The organism is Gordonia sp. (in: high G+C Gram-positive bacteria) (assembly GCF_047602025.1).
GTDB lineage: Bacteria > Actinomycetota > Actinomycetes > Mycobacteriales > Mycobacteriaceae > Gordonia.
This window is the reverse complement of record NZ_JASGII010000001.1, coordinates 2,000,214-2,017,098: the sequence shown is the minus strand read 5'-3', so window position 1 is coordinate 2,017,098 and position 16,885 is coordinate 2,000,214. Positions and strand designations below refer to the sequence as shown.

Annotated in this window: 19 protein-coding genes; 11 read left to right on the top strand and 8 right to left on the bottom strand. The window is 70.5% G+C overall.

The annotated features are described in order from the left end of the window. Positions 1-933, bottom strand: a complete 933-nt coding sequence (gene ligD, locus QM728_RS10040; protein WP_415031876.1) for a non-homologous end-joining DNA ligase — start codon at positions 931-933, stop codon at positions 1-3. A gap of 26 nt (positions 934-959) precedes the next feature. Here ligD and QM728_RS10035 point away from each other — a divergent pair, with 26 nt between their 5' ends. Genes QM728_RS10035 through QM728_RS10025 form a run of 3 tightly spaced genes read left to right on the top strand, consistent with a single transcriptional unit; the run spans position 960 to position 3,966 of the window. Then, on the top strand, positions 960-1,748 hold the full coding sequence (locus QM728_RS10035; RefSeq protein WP_415031875.1) for an enoyl-CoA hydratase/isomerase family protein: 789 nt from the start codon (positions 960-962) through the stop codon (positions 1,746-1,748). 36 nt (positions 1,749-1,784) lie between these two features. Continuing rightward, a complete protein-coding gene (locus QM728_RS10030) occupies positions 1,785-2,759 on the top strand; it encodes a class I SAM-dependent methyltransferase (RefSeq protein ID WP_415031874.1) in 975 nt (324 codons plus the stop codon). A 16-nt stretch (positions 2,760-2,775) separates the two neighbouring features. Then, on the top strand, positions 2,776-3,966 hold the full coding sequence (locus tag QM728_RS10025) for a THUMP-like domain-containing protein (protein ID WP_415031873.1): 1,191 nt from the start codon (positions 2,776-2,778) through the stop codon (positions 3,964-3,966). Between the two features lie 4 nt (positions 3,967-3,970). On the opposite strand, the gene QM728_RS10020 is transcribed toward QM728_RS10025, so the two are convergent. Then, a complete protein-coding gene (locus QM728_RS10020; protein ID WP_415031872.1) occupies positions 3,971-5,302 on the bottom strand; it encodes a PQQ-binding-like beta-propeller repeat protein in 1,332 nt (443 codons plus the stop codon). A gap of 101 nt (positions 5,303-5,403) precedes the next feature. Here QM728_RS10020 and QM728_RS10015 point away from each other — a divergent pair, with 101 nt between their 5' ends. Further along, positions 5,404-6,141: an acyltransferase gene (locus QM728_RS10015; protein ID WP_415031871.1), complete on the top strand. Its 738-nt coding sequence runs from the start codon at positions 5,404-5,406 to the stop codon at positions 6,139-6,141. Between the two features lie 183 nt (positions 6,142-6,324). After that, on the top strand, positions 6,325-6,738 hold the full coding sequence (locus QM728_RS10010) for a VOC family protein (RefSeq protein ID WP_415031870.1): 414 nt from the start codon (positions 6,325-6,327) through the stop codon (positions 6,736-6,738). On the opposite strand, the gene QM728_RS10005 is transcribed toward QM728_RS10010, so the two are convergent. From QM728_RS10005 to QM728_RS09995, 3 genes are read right to left on the bottom strand one after another with little or no spacing between them, the layout of a single operon-like run. Then, positions 6,735-8,039 carry a glycosyltransferase family 4 protein gene (locus tag QM728_RS10005; RefSeq protein WP_415031869.1) on the bottom strand — a complete coding sequence of 435 codons (1,305 nt, stop codon included), beginning with the start codon at positions 8,037-8,039 and terminating at the stop codon, positions 6,735-6,737. The two genes, QM728_RS10010 and QM728_RS10005, sit on opposite strands and share 4 nt — an antisense overlap. After that, a complete protein-coding gene (locus tag QM728_RS10000) occupies positions 8,036-9,586 on the bottom strand; it encodes a 1,4-alpha-glucan branching protein domain-containing protein (protein WP_415031868.1) in 1,551 nt (516 codons plus the stop codon). The genes QM728_RS10005 and QM728_RS10000 overlap by 4 nt, the downstream gene beginning before the upstream one ends. Positions 9,587-9,594: 8 nt before the next feature. Beyond that, positions 9,595-10,386, bottom strand: coding sequence for a class I SAM-dependent methyltransferase (locus tag QM728_RS09995; protein ID WP_415031867.1), 792 nt, complete (start codon positions 10,384-10,386; stop codon positions 9,595-9,597). An 83-nt stretch (positions 10,387-10,469) separates the two neighbouring features. Here QM728_RS09995 and QM728_RS09990 point away from each other — a divergent pair, with 83 nt between their 5' ends. Together QM728_RS09990 and QM728_RS09985 are read left to right on the top strand one after the other, a co-directional pair. After that, a complete protein-coding gene (locus QM728_RS09990; RefSeq protein ID WP_415031866.1) occupies positions 10,470-10,853 on the top strand; it encodes a hypothetical protein in 384 nt (127 codons plus the stop codon). Next, entirely contained in the window at positions 10,853-11,338 is a 486-nt protein-coding gene (locus QM728_RS09985) for an SRPBCC family protein (RefSeq protein ID WP_415031865.1), read from the top strand. Before QM728_RS09990 ends, QM728_RS09985 begins: the two co-directional genes overlap by 1 nt. Before the next feature lie 8 nt (positions 11,339-11,346). Here QM728_RS09985 and QM728_RS09980 read toward each other — a convergent pair whose 3' ends face one another. Then, positions 11,347-11,694: a VOC family protein gene (locus QM728_RS09980; RefSeq protein WP_415031864.1), complete on the bottom strand. Its 348-nt coding sequence runs from the start codon at positions 11,692-11,694 to the stop codon at positions 11,347-11,349. A 158-nt stretch (positions 11,695-11,852) separates the two neighbouring features. Between QM728_RS09980 and QM728_RS09975 the strand changes: the two genes are divergently transcribed. From QM728_RS09975 to QM728_RS09960, 4 genes are all read left to right on the top strand, one after another. Continuing rightward, a complete protein-coding gene (locus QM728_RS09975) occupies positions 11,853-12,635 on the top strand; it encodes an electron transfer flavoprotein subunit beta/FixA family protein (protein ID WP_415031863.1) in 783 nt (260 codons plus the stop codon). A gap of 38 nt (positions 12,636-12,673) precedes the next feature. After that, a complete protein-coding gene (locus tag QM728_RS09970) occupies positions 12,674-13,630 on the top strand; it encodes an electron transfer flavoprotein subunit alpha/FixB family protein (protein ID WP_415031862.1) in 957 nt (318 codons plus the stop codon). A 141-nt stretch (positions 13,631-13,771) separates the two neighbouring features. Continuing rightward, positions 13,772-14,626, top strand: a complete 855-nt coding sequence (locus QM728_RS09965) for a GNAT family N-acetyltransferase (protein WP_415031861.1) — start codon at positions 13,772-13,774, stop codon at positions 14,624-14,626. A gap of 1 nt (position 14,627) precedes the next feature. Further along, the gene (locus tag QM728_RS09960; RefSeq protein ID WP_415031860.1) at positions 14,628-15,536 is read left to right on the top strand and encodes a lysophospholipid acyltransferase family protein; all 909 of its coding nucleotides are present in this window, start codon (positions 14,628-14,630) and stop codon (positions 15,534-15,536) included. On the opposite strand, the gene QM728_RS09955 is transcribed toward QM728_RS09960, so the two are convergent. Both QM728_RS09955 and QM728_RS09950 read right to left on the bottom strand, forming a co-directional pair. Continuing rightward, a complete protein-coding gene (locus QM728_RS09955; protein WP_415031859.1) occupies positions 15,434-16,012 on the bottom strand; it encodes a LemA family protein in 579 nt (192 codons plus the stop codon). The two genes, QM728_RS09960 and QM728_RS09955, sit on opposite strands and share 103 nt — an antisense overlap. Next, complete coding sequence (locus tag QM728_RS09950) at positions 16,009-16,815, bottom strand: DUF3137 domain-containing protein (RefSeq protein ID WP_415031858.1); 807 nt, start codon at positions 16,813-16,815, stop codon at positions 16,009-16,011. Before QM728_RS09950 ends, QM728_RS09955 begins: the two co-directional genes overlap by 4 nt. Between the last annotated feature and the right edge of the window lie 70 nt (positions 16,816-16,885).

Here is a 16,885-nt window from a genome sequence, read left to right as displayed (position 1 = left end):
TCAGTCCAACCCGTCCCGATCCGCCCACTCGACCAGCGTGTCGATCGCAAACGCGACATCGTCGATCTCGGCGTGCAGGTCGCCGATCTCGGCGAAGCGCGGCGGCACCGTCGCGATCGTGAAGTCGTCGGGCACGACGTCGTCGATCTCGGCCCACGTCACCGGCGTCGACACCGTGGCCCGCGGATTGCCGCGCACCGAGTAGGCGGCGGCCATCGTGTGATCGCGCGTGTTCTGGTTGAAGTCGAGGAACACCGCGCTCGGGTCCCGGTCTTTGCGCCACCACGTCGTCGTCGCATCGTCGGGCAGCCGACGTTCCACCTCGCGGGCAAACGCGAGGGCGGCGCGACGGACGTCGGCGAACCCCCACTGCGGCGCGATCCGCACGTAGACGTGCAGGCCGTGCCCGCCGGAGGTCTTCGGAAAGCCACGGATGCCGAGTTCGTCGAGCACCTCGTGGACGCCGGCGGCAACGCGCCGCACGCGGTCGAAGGGGCAGTCGGGCATCGGGTCCAGGTCGATCCGCCACTCGTCGGGCCGTTCGACGTCGAAGCGCCGCGAGTTCCACGGGTGGAACTCGACGGTCGACATCTGCACCGCCCAGATCACGTCGGCCGCGCTCGTCACGCACAGCTCGTCGGCGGTGCGCCCGTAGCGCGGGAAGTAGATCTCGGTGGTCTCGATCCAGGCGGGCGCGCCGGCGGGCAGCCGCTTCTGGTGGACCTTCGGGCCGTCGACGCCCTTGGGGAAGCGGTGCAGCATCGTCGGGCGGTCGCGCAGCGCGCGGACGATGCCGTCGGCGACACTCAGGTAATAGCGGGCGAGATCGAGTTTCGTCTCCCCCCGCTCGGGGAAGTAGACGCGGTCGGGACTGGAGAGTTCCACGACTCGACCATCGGCCTCGATGGGTATCCGGTCGCCGCGATCAGCCACATCGCCCAGCGTATAGGCTGATGCCCATGGCTGAGTTCGTCACTTTGGAAACCTCGAAAGACCACCCCGGCGTCGGCACCATCCTGCTGAACCGACCGCCGATGAACGCGCTGAACCGCCAGGTCCAGACCGAGCTCGCGGCGGCGGCCGAAGAGGCGAGCACGCGCGACGACATCAAGGCCGTCGTCGTCTACGGCGGGCCGAAGGTGCTGGCCGCCGGCGCCGACATCAAAGAGATGAACGACATGACCTTCGCCGAGATGAACAAGGTCGCCGGCAAGCTGCAGGACGGGCTGGGCGCCATCGCGCGGATCCCGAAGCCCACCGTGGCCGCCATCACCGGCTACGCCCTCGGCGGCGGCCTGGAGGTCGCCCTCGGCGCCGACCGCCGCATCGCCGGCGACAACGCCAAGCTCGGCGTGCCCGAAGTCCTGCTGGGCGTCATCCCCGGCGGCGGCGGCACGCAGCGCCTCGCCCGGTTGATCGGTCCGGCCAAGGCCAAGGACATGATCTTCACCGGCCGCTTCGTCGAGGCCGAGGAGGCCCTCGCCATCGGACTGGTCGACCAGGTCGTCGCACCCGACGAGGTCTACAACGCCGCGCTCGCGTGGGCCGATCAGTTCGCGAACGCCGCGTCGATCGCACTGGCCGCCGGCAAGGCCGCCGTCGACCGCGGTCTGGACTCGGATCTGTCCACCGGGCTGGCCATCGAGGCGCAGCTGTTCGCCGCGCTGTTCGCCACCGAGGACCGCACGATCGGCATGGAATCCTTCGTCGAGAACGGCCCTGGTAAGGCTAAGTTCACCGGCCGATAGGATGGTCGCGAACCATCCACCCGCCAGGGAGCAGTAATGAGTACCAACACGCCGGAATCCGATCCTGCGCCGAACCCGCACGCCACCGAGGAGCAGGTGCGGGCCGCGATGCAGGACACCAAGCTCGCGCAGGTGCTCTACCACGACTGGGAGGCGGAGACCTACGACGAGAAGTGGTCGATCTCCTTCGACCAGCGCATCATCGACTTCGCCAAGGAGCGCTTCGACAAGATCGTCCCGAACGCGCCCCTGCCGTATGAGCGGGCCATGGAGCTGGGCTGCGGCACCGGCTTCTTCCTGCTCAACCTGATGCAGGCCGGTGTCGCGAAGAAGGGGTCGGTCACCGACCTCTCGCCGGGCATGGTCAAGGTTGCCCTCCGCAACGCGGAGAACCTGGGTCTGGACGTCGACGGCCGCGTCGCCGACGCCGAGAAGATCCCCTACGACGACAACACCTTCGACCTGGTCGTCGGCCACGCCGTGCTGCACCACATCCCCGACGTCGAGCAGTCGCTGCGCGAGGTGCTGCGCGTCCTCAAGCCGGGCGGCCGCTTCGTGTTCGCCGGCGAGCCGTCGACGATCGGCGACTTCTACGCCCGCCGCATGAGCCGGGCGACCTGGTGGGCGACCACCAACATCACCCGCTTCGGCAAGCTCAAGGAGTGGCGCCGCCCGCAGGAGGAGCTCGACGAGTCCTCGCGCGCCGCCGCCCTCGAGGCCGTCGTCGACATCCACACCTTCTCACCGGCCGACCTGGAGAAGCTGGCCGCCTCGGCCGGTGCGGACAACGTCGAGACCGCCAGTGAGGAACTGGCCGCGGCCATGCTCGGCTGGCCGGTCCGCACCTTCGAGGCCGCCGTGCCGAAGGAGAAGCTGGGCTGGGGCTGGGCCGGGTTCGCCTATGGCGGGTACAAGCGCATGACGTGGCTGGACGAGAAGGTCCTGAAGAGGTTCGTGCCGCCGCAGTTCTTCTACAACGTGCTGGTCACCGGCACCAAGCCGACCGCCTGATTCCCCCTCGCCCGACTTGATCACCACCGACGACGTCGCGTTCCTGCGGTCGCGGCACGGTCTCAAAGCGCTCGAGAACACCGACCAGCTGGCCCTGACGCCGACGACGCTGATCGCCGACGTCGCCGAACTGCGCGCCCGCTACGGCGAGCGCGCGCCCGCCCTCGCCGAAACGGTGCGCTGCCGCCGGCGAGCGGTCGGCAAACTGCGCGACCCCCAGCGCTGGCTCCTCACCGAGGAGGCGCTGCAACAGGCGACCCCCGGCGTCGTCGCCGCCCACCGGGCCGCCGAGATCGCCGCGCGCTTCCCGGGGGTACTCGTCCACGACGTCACCTGTTCGGTCGGCGCCGAACTCGTCGAACTCACGGCCTCCGGCGGGGTCGGCGGCGTCCTCGGCTCCGACCTGGACCCGGTCCGGCTGGCGATGGCCGCGCACAACGTCGACGGGGCCACCCTGCTGCGCGCCGACGCGCTGACCCCCACCTCGACCGCCGACGTCGTCATCGCAGACCCCGCACGGCGCCGCGGCGGCACGCGCACCTTCCGCATCGAGGAGACCTCGCCGCCGCTGCTCGACGTCCTCACCCTGTACGCCGGCCGGCCGCTGGTCGTGAAGTGCGCGCCGGGCGTCGACTACGGCACGCTGCGCGCCCGCTTCGGGTTCGACGGCCAGGTGCAGCTCGTCTCGCTCGACGGCGGCGTGCGGGAGGCGTGCCTGTGGACCGAGCTCGACGACAGCGCGCAGCAGCGCGCAACGGTCCTGCGCACCGTCGACGGCGAGGTGCGGTGCGAGGAGATCACCGACCTCGATCCCGACGACGCCGGTGCCGGAGCGCCCGGGCAGTGGATCGTCGACCCCGACGGTGCGATCGTGCGCGCCGGGCTGGTGCGGCACTGGGCGGCCCGCCACGGACTGTGGCAGCTCGACCCGAAGATCGCCTATCTGACCGGTGATTCGATCCCGCCCGGCGAGCGCGGTTTCGAGATCCTCGAGCAGGCCCCAATGAAGGAGAAACCGCTGCGCAAGGCCCTCGCCGACCGTGATTGCGGGAGCCTGGAGATCCTCGTGCGCGGCGTCGACGTTGACCCGGACCAGCTGCGCAAGCGCCTGAAGCTCAAGGGGTCGGCGCCGCTCGCACTGGTCATCACCCGCATCGGCTCGCGCGGGGTGGCCTTCGTGTGCGCCCCCGGCGTCCGCCGGCCGTGACGGGCTAGCGGCCGATCTCCGCCTTGGAGTCGAAGAAGTAGACCTGGCCGATGTGGGTCGCCACGGCGAGCTGGCCGTTGGGGGAGACCGACACGCCGGTCGCGAACCCCTTGGCGTCGGGCAGGGGCAGCGAGCGCAGCGTCTTGCCGTCCTCGGCGGACACCTCGGTCAGGACCAGGGCGTCGCCGTTGCCGCGAACGACGGTCCAGGCGGTGCCGGAGTTGGTGAGCGTGGACAGGCTCGCCGTCTTCAGGTCGGTGCGCGACCACACCTGCTCGGCCTTGTCGCCGCGGTCGGCGAACATGCGCAGCGGGCCGCCGAGCGGGCCGGTGGGGATGATCTTGCCGTCGGGGGTGGCGGTCAGCGTGGCGAAGCCCGGGTCGCCGTAGTCGAAGGTCCACTTCGGCTTGCCGTCGGCGGCGTGCAGGGCGACCAGTTTGCCCAGGCGGCTGAACGCGTAGACCGTCTTGCCGTCGGCGGAGACCGCCGTCGGTCCGACGATGCCGCCGGGGACGTCGGCGTGCCACGCTTCGCGCACCTCGCGCTTGCCGTCGACCTCGCGGTAGTCGAGGGCGCGGACCTGCGAGGCGATGGCGCCCTGCGGCCAGAAGTTCAGGTAGGCCCGCTGACCGTCGAAGTCGACGGCGGCGGGGGCCGGGATGCCGCAGCGCGGCCCGCTGACGACACAGTCGCCGAACCCCTGCATCGCGTTGTCCGGGTTGGCGTCGGCGCGCAGCCGCACCTCGGGCGCGGCGAAGGTCGCGTCCTGGGTGTTCAGCAACAGGATCTGGCCCTGGGTGGTGGCCATGAGGGCCACCGAGGGCGCGACGAACTTCGCGGATACCGGGACGCCGATGACCGGCATCCGCCAGCGGATGGCGCCGCCGGCGGTCCACCCGAGGAACATCGTCTCCTCGCCGACGTAGGGCTGGTCGAACTGGTCGATGAGCGGGGACTGCACCTCGATGCCCGGGCGCATCCGCTTGCAGTAGTTCATCCGCCCGGCGCGCGGGTCCAGGACCATCCAGTTGCAGCCGTCGGGCGTGTTCGCCGTGACGCTCACGTTCGACTGGTTGGAGACCGTCAGCGGGGAGTTGATCGGGCCGCCGGTGGGGCGCGTCCAGCTCAGGGCGAGGTCGTCGGGCACCCGCGGATAGGCGAAGTTCGTGTTGCCGGCGTTGCCGCCGAAGCTCGACCACCCGGGGCTGGCGAGCGACTTCACCTGGACCTGGCCGTCGGAGCAGGCGGCGAGTGCCACGGTCGTCACCGCGGTCGCCACGATCGCTGCCGCGCGGGCGAGGCGGCGGATCGGGGTGGGCCGGGGGGCTCGCGACATCGGGGGTGCTCCTTCGCCGGGTCGGGTGTGCGGCCCGGGCGGGTCCGGGTTGCCCAGTGAGCCTATCGTGTCCGATTTCGCGCTCCACTAAGGTTTCACCCATGACCACGATGTGGAACGCCTCCTACCGGGACCGGTGGCGGGCCGGGCGCAAGCGCGACCCCGACCAGGCGCGCTTCCTGACCATGGCCTCGCTGCGCTGGGTGCTGGCCAACCGCGCGTACACGCCCTGGTACCTGGTGCGCTACCTGCGGCTGGCCCGGTTCCGCCTGGCCAACCCGCACGTCGTGCTGCGCGGGATGGTGTTCCTCGGCAAGGGCGTCGAGATCCATGCGACGCCCGAGCTGTCGCGGATGGAGATCGGCCGCTGGGTGCACATCGGCGACGGCAACTCGATCCGCGCGCACGAGGGCAGCCTGCGGATCGGCGACAAGGTCGTCTTCGGCTGCAACAACGTCGTCAACTCCTACCTCGACATGGAGATCGGCGCGTCGACGCTCATCGCCGACTGGTGCTACATCTGCGACTTCGACCACAAGATGGACAGCCTCGAGCTGCCGATCAAGGACCAGGGCATCGTCAAGGGGCCGGTCCGCATCGGTGCGGACACCTGGGTCGCGGCCAAGGTGTCGGTCCTGCGGAACACGATCGTCGGCCGCGGCTGCGTCCTGGGTTCGCACGCGGTCGTCAAGGGCGTCATCCCCGACTACGGCATCGCCGTCGGCGCGCCCGCCCGCGTTGTGCGCAACCGCAAGGACGACTGGGAGGCGAACGCCGCCAAGCGGGCCGAGCACGAGGCCGCCCTCGCCGACATCGAGCGCAAGAAGAAGGCCGTCTAACCGCCGAGTGGGCGGTCAAACACCGCCGAGTGGGCGGTCAAACACCGCCGAGTGGGCGGTCAAACACCGCCGAGTGGGCGGTCAAACACCGCCGAGTGGGCGGTCAAACACCGCCGAGTGTGCACCCGGGGGGTTCCGCGCGCCCAGGGGGTGAGCGCACACTCGAACCCGGAGGTGGTTCGGATGGCGTTTCACGCCTACGTCTTCTACAGCGGCAACTGCGCCGAGGCCTTCGGCTTCTATCAGCAGGTCTTCGGCGGTGAGCTGTCCATGATGCGCAACGGCGACGCCCCGCCCGATGCGCGCATGCCCGACACCGACGATGCGGTGGTGATGCACGCATCGCTCAAAGTCGGCGACGGGCTGCTGATGGGGTCGGACGACCCATCCGGCGACGACGGCCGCAAGGTGGGCTTCACGGTGTCCTACACCGCGCCCGACGCGGCGACGGCGAGGTCGGTGTTCGAGGCCCTGTCGGCCGGCGGCGAGGTGACGATGCCGATCGCCGAGACCTTCTGGGCCCCGGTGTTCGGCATGGTCACCGACAGGTTCGGCGTGCCCTGGATGGTCGACACCGAGCCGGCGTCGGCGGCTTAGGCCAGCGGCTGGTTCGGGTCGCGCTCGGGCAGCGGGCGCTCGACGATGTTCGGCCGCCCGATGGGGTGCCGGACGCGACGCTTGGCGGCCAGATAGACGCCCGCGGTCCGCTCGGCGACGGTCCGCCAGGAGAACTCCTCGGTGAGCCGGTCGTAGGCGCGCTGGGCGCGTACCTCGGCGGCGGCCGGATCGTCGAGGGTGGCCCGCACCGCGGCGGCCAGCGCCGTGACGTCAGCCGGCGGGAAGGTCATGCCGGTGACGGAGTCGGTGACGGCCTCGCCGAGGCCGCCCGCCGTCGACACGACCAGCGGGATGCCGGTGGCGGCGGCCTCGAGGGCGACGATGCCGAACGGCTCGTAGCGGCTGGGCAGCACGATGGCCGCGCAGCGGTGCATCAGCTCGATGAGCTCGTTCCGGTCGACGGCGCCGAGGAAGTCCACGGCCCCGACCACGCGGTGCTTGCGCGCCAACTCCTGCAGCCACTCCAACTGGGTGCCCGACCCGGCGATGGTGAGACGCGTGCCGGGATGGGTGCGACGGATCCGGGGCAGCGCGGCGAGGAGGTCCTGCACGCCCTTCTCGTACTCCAGGCGCCCGGCGAACAGGAGCTCGGCCGCTCCCTCCTGGGGAATGCGCGGCTCCGACGATTCGGCCCGCTCGCGCAGCTCCCGGCGCCGGCGCGGCCATTCGTCGACGGCGATGCCGTTGTGGATCACCTGGATCTCGGCGAGCTCTGGGCCGAACAAACGGCTCACCTCGTCGCGCATCGACGTCGAGCAGGTGATGAGCGCGTCGGCCTCGCGGGCCAGCCACCACTCGACGGAGTGGACCTGCCGGTTGGTCTTGGCCGCGACCCAACCGCTGTGGCGGCCGGCCTCGGTGGCGTGGATGGTCGCGACGAGCGGCACGTCGTAGAACTCGGCCAGCGCGATCGCCGGGTGCGCGACAAGCCAGTCGTGGGCGTGCACGACGTCGGGCACCCACGCCGCGCCGGTGCCGTCGTCGCGCAGCAGGCGCAGCCCGGCGCGGATCATTGTGTGCCCCATGGCGAGCGTCCACGGCATCATGTCGGTGCCGAAGTCGAATTCGGGCGGGTCCTCGGCGGCGGCGATGATGCGCACGCCCTCGGCGGTGGTGACGGTCGTGGGGTGGGTGGTCGCGTCGGAGCCGGTCGGCCGGCGCGTCAACACGACGACGTCGTGCCCGATGGCGGCCAGCTCGACGGCGAGGTTGTGCACGTGGCGGCCGAGTCCGCCGACGACGACGGGCGGGTACTCCCAGGAGACCAGCAGCAGCTTCATCGGCCGGCTCCCTTCGTGTACGCCTCTGGACCGGGCAGGCGCCGCGCGTCCAGGTCGGCGAACAGGTTGTCCGCCGCGAACCAGCCGTCGGCCAGCGCGCCCGCCGACGATTCGCGGCCGCGGGCCGCGGCGTCGGCGATCTCGCGGGTCGCGTGCGCGTGCTTGTGGGCCCGATCGGTGGCGTAGCCGCCGGCCGTGTCCTTGGACACCATAAAAGGCCAATCCGACGCGACGGTCATCAGGGTCTCGCGCAGAATCTGGTCACTCACCCGGTCCCGCACCGCGGTGTCCTCGGTGCGCTTGTCGACGGCCGCCAGCGCGGTGTCGACGACCTCGGCGTTGAGGTCGACGAAGTGCTGCACCTGCGGGCCGGCCCACACACGCCAGTCCTTGCCCGAACCCCACGACGACGGCGGCAGGTCGACGGGCTCGCCGACGAAGCCGCTGCTCCGGGCGGTGGCCAACGACCCGACGGTGACGCCCGCCTCGGGGAGTCGGCGCAGCACCCGGTCGAGCCACTGCGGGCCCTCGTGCCACCAGTGGCCGAACAGTTCGGTGTCGAAGGCGGCGACGACGAGCGCCGGGCGGCCGATGCGCGCGGACTCGCCGATCAGCCGCTCGCGGACCGTCTCGATGAAGTCGTCGACGTGCTTGTCGATGACCGCATCGACGCGCGCCGGGTCGTAGGGCGCCTTGTCCGGTCCGTCGACGGTTCGCCCGGTGACGCGGGAGAGCTTGAGGCCGGACTCGTGGTCGTAGGTGTGGAAGTCGCGGTAGGCGCCGTGCCCGGGGTACCCGGACTTCGGCGACCACACCCGGTAGCTGACGGTGAGGTCGCGGCCGAAGGCGACGACGTCGGTGTCGCCGACGGGGCGGCCGAGCGCGGTGTCGCCGTGCAGCGTCGGGCCGTCGACCATGAAGTGGTCGACGGCCGCCTCGGCGTATTCGACCTCCATCCCGGGGTCGAAGGCGCACTCGGGCGCCCAGATGCCGGTGGGGGTGTAGCCCCAGCGCCGGTGGGCGTCGGCGAGGCCCTCGGCGAGGGAGAACTGTCGCATCCGCGCGTCGAGGAGCGGTGCGAACGGGTGGGCGAGCGGCCCGCCGAGCAGCTCGATGATCCCCGACGACAGCAGCGCCCGGATCGTCGGCGAGGCGCCGTGACGCCAATGCTGTTCGAAGTCGGCGAGGGCGGCGGAGGCCGCGCGGAAGTGGTCGGTCCCGGCTTGTGCGCGCACCGGGTCGCGGTCGGTCGCCAACTCCATCGCCCGCAACTGCCAATTGGCCAACCACTCGTACATCGACGACGTGCAGTGCGGATCGTCGAGCTGGGCCGCCAGCACCGGGGTGATGCCGAGCGACATCACATCGGTGAAGCCGTCGTCGGCGAGGCCGCGCAGCACCGCGAACACCGGCTGATAGCTGGCCGCCCACGACTGGTAGAGCCATTCCTCGCCGACCGGCCACCGGCCGTGGTCGGCCAGCCACGGCAGGTGCGAGTGCAGGACCAGGGTGAACTGGCCCGGCACGGCGGTGGCGGAGGGAGTCACGGCGGTCGCTACTTGCGGACGGCGATCGCGAACAGATCGAGGCTGGCGTCGACGTCGCCCGGGCGGATGTCGAAGTCGGCGGTCGTGACGCCGGCGACGTCGGCGGCCAGGGCGGCCGGCCACGGCTCGTCGGCGAGGGCGCGCTGGATCTGGGCGTCGATGATCGACCCGTCCCACTTGGCGTCGAGCTCGAGCAACCGCGGGCCGTGGTGCACGCCGAGCATCTGCTCGACGGTGAACGCGCGGCCCGACCCGTCGCCGTCGACGAGCAACTCGGTCAGCTCCATCGCGTTCAGCTCGCGGGTATGGAACGGGTTGACCGGGGTGTCGCTGCCCGGGGTGAAGGTGATGCGGTTGGGCGTCGACATCAGCAGTCGCCCGCCCGGGCGCAGTACGCGGTGGCACTCGGCGACGAAGGCCGGCTGGTCCCACAGGTGCTCGATGACCTGGAAGTTGACGATGACGTCGACCGACTCGTCGGCGATGGGCAGGTCGATCAGGTTGCCCTGGTGGACGACCAGCTGCGGGTAGCGGGCGCGGGTGTGCTCGACGGCGGACTGGTCGTAGTCGACGCAGACCACGCTGCGGGCCCGCCGGGACAACAGGTCCGCGCCGTAGCCCTCGCCGGATCCGGCCTCCAGCACGTCCTTGCCGTCGACGAGGTCGGCGATGTACTCGTAGGCGACCTCGTGGCGGCGGAACCAGTAGTTCTCCTCCGGGATGCCGGGCACGGTCCGCTCGCCGGTCAGCGCCAGCGTGGCGGCCGGGTCGGCGGCGTCTGCGTTCGGTGATTCGCTCATCACCTGATGAGGGTAGTCGCCCCCGGCGACCCGGGTAGTTGTCCCCATGGGCACGACGACCGCGACGCGGCAAGATGATCATCATGACCACCACACCGGGACTCAGTCCCGCCAACGACAGTCCCCCTCGGGTCGGCGACATCGTCGCCACCGTGTTGCTGAGCCTGCTCGCCGTCGCCGCCGGTCTGGTCGCGGCCTTCTTCACGGCCTTTTTCGTGATGGCCAGCGACGGCTGTTCCCCGTCGGCGGGCAACTGCCGCTACGGCCTCCTCGACGGGGCCTACGTGGTGTCCTGGGGCGGTACCGCCCTTGGCGGTGTGGTGCTGCTGATCGGCCTGATCGTGGCCGTGGCCTCGAAACGCCGACCGCTGTTCGTCTGGCCGCTGCTGGCGCTCGGCATCATCGTCGCGACCTTCCTGATCGGCGCGGCCATGGTCGAGGCCGGCACCGGGGTCGGGATGTTCTGATGCCGACCGTCGAGGCCAGCGTTCACGTCGACGTGCCGCCCGATGTCGCGTTTGCGGTGTCGCAGACCACCGGTGCGGCGCGACGGCGCTGGGACGGGTTCATCCGCAACCAGCATTTCCTCGACGGCGCCACGACGCCCGACAAGGGCGTGCGCACCTTCACCCGCCAGCGTTTCGGCCCGTCGATGGTCAGCCGCTACGTCTCGTACGCCCCGCCGAACAACGTGGGGATGACGATGGAGCGCGGGCCCTGGTTCTTCGCGAAGATGGGCGGCGGCTGGCGGTTCACCGCCGACGGCGACGGCACCCTCGCGGTGTGGAAGTACAACTTCACCTGCAAGCCGGCCTGGCTCGCACCCATCGCCGAGCGAATCGGCGTCTTCCTGTTGGGGCACGAAATCCGCCGCCGCATCGCCGGATTCGCCCGCGGCTGCGCCGACCCCGTCGTATTGGCCGCGGCGCGGCGGTCACTCGAGCAGCACTGAGCCGCGGCTCAGTGTGCGGCGACGCAGAACTGGTTGCCGTCCGGGTCGGCGAGCGTCACCCACTCGAGTCCGGGCATCTCGCGCCGGGCGACCAGCGTCGCGCCGCCGGCCAAGAGTCGCTGCACCTCGGCCTCACGGTCCTCGGTGATCAGATCGAGGTGCACGCGGTTCTTGCCCGGCGTGGGGTCGTCGACCTTCTGGAACGCGAGCATCGGCTTGCCCTCCCCGGTGGCGACCGTGACGAACCAGCCCTCGTTCTCCTCGACGATGGTGCCGCCGGTCTGGTCGGCCCACCACCGCGCGAGCGGCAACGGATCGAGGGTGTCGAAGGTGATCATGCCCACGGAGATCGTCATGGGTGGATCGTAATCGGGCCACCGGACACAATCCCGCCGATTTTGTGAGGTACGCCGCGTTCGCCGGTCGGTGTCGACACGTTAGAGTGTTGGGCGACCCTAACGGCCTTACCGGTTGGTAAGTAGCCTCACCCGATGCAGGAGGTCGACGTAGACCCATGACAAACATTGTCGTACTCATCAAGCAGGTGCCCGACTCTGGCTCCGAGCGCAAGCTCAACGACAGCGATTTCACCCTCGACCGTGAGATCGACCCGGTGATCGATGAGATCAACGAGAAGGCTGTCGAGGCCGCGCTGCAGATCCAGGAGGCCAACGGCGGCGAGGTGACGATCCTGTCGGCCGGCCCGGAGAAGGCCACCGAGGCGATCCGCAAGGCGCTGTCCATGGGCGCCGACAAGGCCATCCACATCCAGGACGACGCGCTGCACGGCTCCGACGCCGTCCAGACCGCCTACGTCCTGGCCCGTGCGCTGGGCACCGTCGAGGGCGTCGAGTTGGTCATCGCCGGCAACCAGGCCACCGACGGCGGCGTGGGTGCCGTCCCGGCCATGATCGCCGAGTACCTCGAGCTGCCGCACCTGACGTCGCTGCGCGAGTTGACCGTCGACGGCGAGAGCCTCAAGGGCGAGCGCGAGACCGACGAGGGCATCGTCTCGGTCGAGGGTGCGCTGCCCGCGATCGTCAGCGTCAACGAGAAGATCAACGAGCCGCGCTTCCCGTCCTTCAAGGGCATCATGGCCGCCAAGAAGAAGGAGATCGCCGTGGTCGGTCTCGGCGACATCGGTGTCGAGGCGGGCGAGGTCGGCCTCGCGAACGCGCCGACGGCGGTCACCGCGGTCACCCCGAAGCCGGCCAAGCAGGCCGGCGAGCGCGTCACCGACGAAGGCGACGGCGGCACCAAGATCGCCGAGTTCCTCGTCGCGCAGAAGATCGTCTAACCCACCCCCATCGACACTGAAATCTCAGGAGAAACAACATGGCTGAAGTACTCGTTCTCGTGGAGCGGGACACCGAGGGTGGGCTGAAGAAGGTCACCTCGGAGCTGATCACCGCCGCGCGTGCGCTCGGCGCCCCGTCGGCCGTCGTCGTCGGAGCCCCCGGCAAGGCCGACGCGGTCCTCGGCGACCTGGCCGCGGCCGGCGCCGAGAAGATCTACGTCGCCGAGTCCGACGAGGCCGCCAGCGTGCTCGTCTCGCCGATCGTCGACGTGCTGTCGACCGTCGCCGAGCAGGCGTCGCCGGCCGCGATCATCGTGGCCGCCAACACCGACGGCAAGGAAGTCGCCGGTCGTCTGGCGGTCCGCCTCGGTTCGGGCGTCCTCGCCGACGTCATCGAGGTCAAGGAGGGCGGCAACGCCGTGCACTCGATCTTCGGTGGCTCGTTCACCGTCGACGCCCAGGCCAAGGGTGCCGTGCCGATCTTCTCGGTGCGCCCCGGCGCCATCGAGGCGGCCCCGTCCGCGGGTGCCGGCGAGCGCGTCGACATCGCGGTTCCGGCGCAGGCCGAGAACGCGGTGAAGATCACCAAGGTTGAGCCGAACGTCGGCGGCGACCGCCCCGAGCTCACCGAGGCGTCGATCGTCGTGTCCGGTGGTCGCGGCGTCGGCAGCGCCGAGAAGTTCTCGGTCGTCGAGGAGCTGGCCGACTCGCTCGGTGCCGCCGTCGGTGCCTCGCGCGCCGCGGTCGACTCCGGCTACTACCCGGGCCAGTTCCAGGTTGGTCAGACCGGTAAGACGGTCTCGCCGCAGTTGTACATCGCGCTGGGCATCTCCGGTGCGATCCAGCACCGCGCCGGCATGCAGACGTCGAAGACCATCGTCGCCGTGAACAAGGACGAGGAGGCGCCGATCTTCGAGATCAGCGACTACGGCGTCGTCGGCGACCTCTTCAACGTCGCCCCGCAGCTGACCGAGGAGATCAAGAAGCGCAAGTAGGCTTCGCGTAACCCGCACAGCCCCCGGCCGACCCCTGTGGTTGGCCGGGGGTTCGTGTTTGGTCGGCAATTCACCCGGTGGACTCCGACGCGTCACGCGGCGTAGGCCATGTCGTCGCCCGTTCCGAATTCCATGGGCGCCATGACAGTGATAACCGAATCCGCCGTCACGCCGGTGCCGCCCAGCCCCGCGGTCGCCCCGTCCACGTCCAGCCGTCGCCTCTTTGCAGGCGGCGGCTTTGTTGTATCCCTCTCGACCGATCCGATCGACATCGTCGACGCCCAGCGCCTGCGCTACCAGGTGTTCACCGCCGAACCCGGCTTCTCCTCGGCACTCGGGGACCCCATCACGCGCCTCGACGTCGACCGCTTCGACGAGTTCTGCGAGCACCTGCTGGTGCGCGATGAGCGCAGCGGCGAACTGGTCGGCTGCGCGCGGCTCCTGTCGCCGATCCGGGCGATCGCCGCCGGCGGCTGGTACAGCGCGACCGAGTTCGACCTCGCCGAACTCGCACCGATCGCCTCCCGGACGGTCGAGATGGGACGGGCGGCCGTCGCCGTCGGCCAGCGCCACGGCTCGGTCACGGCCCTGATGTGGGCCGCCGTGCTCGCGTACGTCGAGGAGACGGGGAACTCGCACCTCATGGGCTGCGTCTCGGTGCCCCTCGGCACCCCGGGCGCGGAACGCGGAAGTGCACTGCGCGGCATCCGCGACGAACTGCGCAACCGGCACCGCGCGCCCTGGCAGGCCTTCCCGCACGGCGGCTCGATCGTCGACGGGACGCGCCTCGATGACATCGAACCGCCCGCCCGCCTGATCGTCCCGCCGCTGCTGCGCGGCTACCTGCGCCTGGGTGCGCGCGTCTGCGGCGAACCGGCCATCGACCCGGTTTTCGACTGCGGTGACTTCCTCACCGTGTTGAGCTACGACGACGCGGACAACCGCTATCGGCGGCGACTCACCGACACGGTGCGCCGACTCAGTGGGCAGGCCTGACATGGACCGGCACGCCTGGTACCCGACGGGGGAGTGCGGCGGCGGCTGCATCCACCCGCCGCGCGGGCGGGCCGGTGCCATTCGCCAGGCGGTCCGCGTGGCCCGTTTGCTGAGCGTCGTCCTGGTGCTGGCACTCGTCGCCCCGGTGGCCTGGCGCGTGGCGCCACGGCGTCGCCACCGACTCGCGTCGTGGTCGTCGCGCCGCGTGCTGCGCGCCCTCGGTGCGACGGTGGTGGTCGACGACCGCAGACTCGTCGACGCCGATCCCCGCGTCCCGGTCGGCGGCCTCATCGTCGCCAACCACGTCTCGTTCCTGGACATCCTCGCGATCGCGACGATCACCCCGGCCCGCTTCGTCGCGAAGGCCGAAGTGCTGGCGATGCCCGGCATCGGCGTCCTGGCCCGCCGAGTCGGGGTGATCGGCATCCGCCGTGAATCGCTGCGCCAGCTTCCGGCGACGGTCGACCGGGTGGCCGACGCGCTCCGGGCCGGCGGCGCGGTCGCGGTATTCCCCGAGGGGACGACCTGGTGCGGCGCGGCGGCGGGCCGCTTCCGTCCCGCCTTCTTCCGCGCCGCCCATGCGGCCGGATCGCCGATCATGCCGATGACGGTGGCGTTCCGCGAGGACGATGGCCACCACTGCTCGGCCGGTGCCTTCATCGGCGACGACGGCCCCCTGGACACGCTGCGGCGGATCCTGGCGGTCCGCGACCTGGTCATCACCGTGACGGCCCACCCCGTCCAGTTGCCGACGCCGGATCGGCGCGCCGATGCCCGTGCCGCCGAGGCCGCGGTGTGGGGCGGGGCTCAATCGGCCCGATCGTCGGACAACTCGAAGTACTCGGCGGGTGCGAAGCCTGCGCGTCGCGCGATGGTCGACGTCGGGAAAGCGCGCAGTCGCGCGTTGTAGCGCGACACGTTGCCGTTGTACAGCCGTCGGGCCGCGGCGATCCGGTCCTCCGTGTCGGTCAGGGCGGCACGCACCTTCGCGTAGTGCTTGGAGGCTTGAAGTTTGGGCGTGCCCTCGGCGACGACCTGCAGTCGGCCGAGGGCACGGGCCAACTCCGCATCCTGCTCGGCCGCCGTCTCCACGACATCGCGATCGTGGAGTGCGCGGAACGCGGAATCGGGATCGTCGGGCAGGGTGGTGGCGCTGCGCTGCTCGGCCAGCGCCAGCAGGGTGTGCGCCTCGTGCCTGGCGTACGCGCGTGCGACGTCGGCGAGACGCGGAATGAGATCCCAGCGGCGCACCAGTTCGATGTCGATGCCCCGCCACGACTCGACGACCACGGTCTGCATGCGCACCAGTGCGTTGTGTGCGCGAACCGGCCACGTCACGACATAGGCCGCCGCCACGACGAAGCCGACGATCAGCAGCCACTTCATCGGCCGTACTCCTCCCAGACGTAGCGCGGAATGCCGTCGGCAATCACCTGCAAGGTGCGGTAGAGCCGGGTGATGTCGTCCCCGCGCGACCCGCCGATGCTGATGGCGAGGAGCTGACGACCCACGATGGCGATGCGGGTGTTGGCGGTGACCGGCAGGTCCATCGACAGGAGCCCGTCGAGCGTCGTCGGGGGCAACGCGGCTTTGGCGAAGCGTTGATCGGGGCAGAGCACGGCCCATTGCTCGTTGAACGTGATCGATTCGAACTCGACGACATCGCCCGCGCGGGTGCTGATGGTGGGGCCGATGCTGAGCGCCGGCAGCGCCTTGGGAAGGGTGAGCGAGAAGACGTTGCGGTAGTGCGAGGTGAACTGGATCCGATTGTTGTTCCACCACGTGTAGTACAGATAGCCCGCGGGGTAGCGGCCGACCTTCCCCGACATGACTGCGCGGACCCGCTTGCGGCGGGCGCGAGCGATGGTGAACGGCTCGATGTCGAGTTGTGGGACCGGCACCGTCGGATGTTCGTCGAGCGTGAACCCGTGGGCGTGGGCCCAGCTGCGCAGCTCGGTGCGGCGCAACGACTTCACGATGATCCCGGCGGGGAAGAAGGCGAGGGCGGGCGTCACGATCGCGAGCAGCACGCTGGAGCGGGTGCTGAACAACAGCGGCCAGCGGGTGACCTCGAGGACGACGAGCACGATGAAGGTGGCCAGTGAGATGAGAGTCAGTGCACGGGCCGACGGGACCACCGAGCGCATGGGCGCCGGATGGTCGAAGGTGGGGCGGTCGGCGGCGGGCACCGGTCCACCGTAATACCTGGCGTCACGCGCCATCTGTCGGCAGACCGACCCGCTGCCGCCGCTGACGGGA

Coding starts and splice junctions, on each gene's coding strand:
- QM728_RS10030 (WP_415031874.1), top strand. CDS start 1,785: ATGAGTACCAACACGCCGGAATCCGATCCTGCGCCGAACCCGCACGCC.
- QM728_RS10020 (WP_415031872.1), bottom strand. CDS start 5,302: ATGTCGCGAGCCCCCCGGCCCACCCCGATCCGCCGCCTCGCCCGCGCG.
- QM728_RS10005 (WP_415031869.1), bottom strand. CDS start 8,039: ATGAAGCTGCTGCTGGTCTCCTGGGAGTACCCGCCCGTCGTCGTCGGC.
- QM728_RS10015 (WP_415031871.1), top strand. CDS start 5,404: ATGACCACGATGTGGAACGCCTCCTACCGGGACCGGTGGCGGGCCGGG.
- QM728_RS09960 (WP_415031860.1), top strand. CDS start 14,628: ATGGACCGGCACGCCTGGTACCCGACGGGGGAGTGCGGCGGCGGCTGC.
- QM728_RS09975 (WP_415031863.1), top strand. CDS start 11,853: ATGACAAACATTGTCGTACTCATCAAGCAGGTGCCCGACTCTGGCTCC.
- QM728_RS10035 (WP_415031875.1), top strand. CDS start 960: ATGGCTGAGTTCGTCACTTTGGAAACCTCGAAAGACCACCCCGGCGTC.
- QM728_RS09985 (WP_415031865.1), top strand. CDS start 10,853: ATGCCGACCGTCGAGGCCAGCGTTCACGTCGACGTGCCGCCCGATGTC.
- QM728_RS09965 (WP_415031861.1), top strand. CDS start 13,772: ATGACAGTGATAACCGAATCCGCCGTCACGCCGGTGCCGCCCAGCCCC.
- QM728_RS09995 (WP_415031867.1), bottom strand. CDS start 10,386: ATGAGCGAATCACCGAACGCAGACGCCGCCGACCCGGCCGCCACGCTG.
- QM728_RS09990 (WP_415031866.1), top strand. CDS start 10,470: ATGACCACCACACCGGGACTCAGTCCCGCCAACGACAGTCCCCCTCGG.
- QM728_RS09955 (WP_415031859.1), bottom strand. CDS start 16,012: ATGAAGTGGCTGCTGATCGTCGGCTTCGTCGTGGCGGCGGCCTATGTC.
- QM728_RS10010 (WP_415031870.1), top strand. CDS start 6,325: ATGGCGTTTCACGCCTACGTCTTCTACAGCGGCAACTGCGCCGAGGCC.
- QM728_RS09980 (WP_415031864.1), bottom strand. CDS start 11,694: ATGACGATCTCCGTGGGCATGATCACCTTCGACACCCTCGATCCGTTG.
- QM728_RS09970 (WP_415031862.1), top strand. CDS start 12,674: ATGGCTGAAGTACTCGTTCTCGTGGAGCGGGACACCGAGGGTGGGCTG.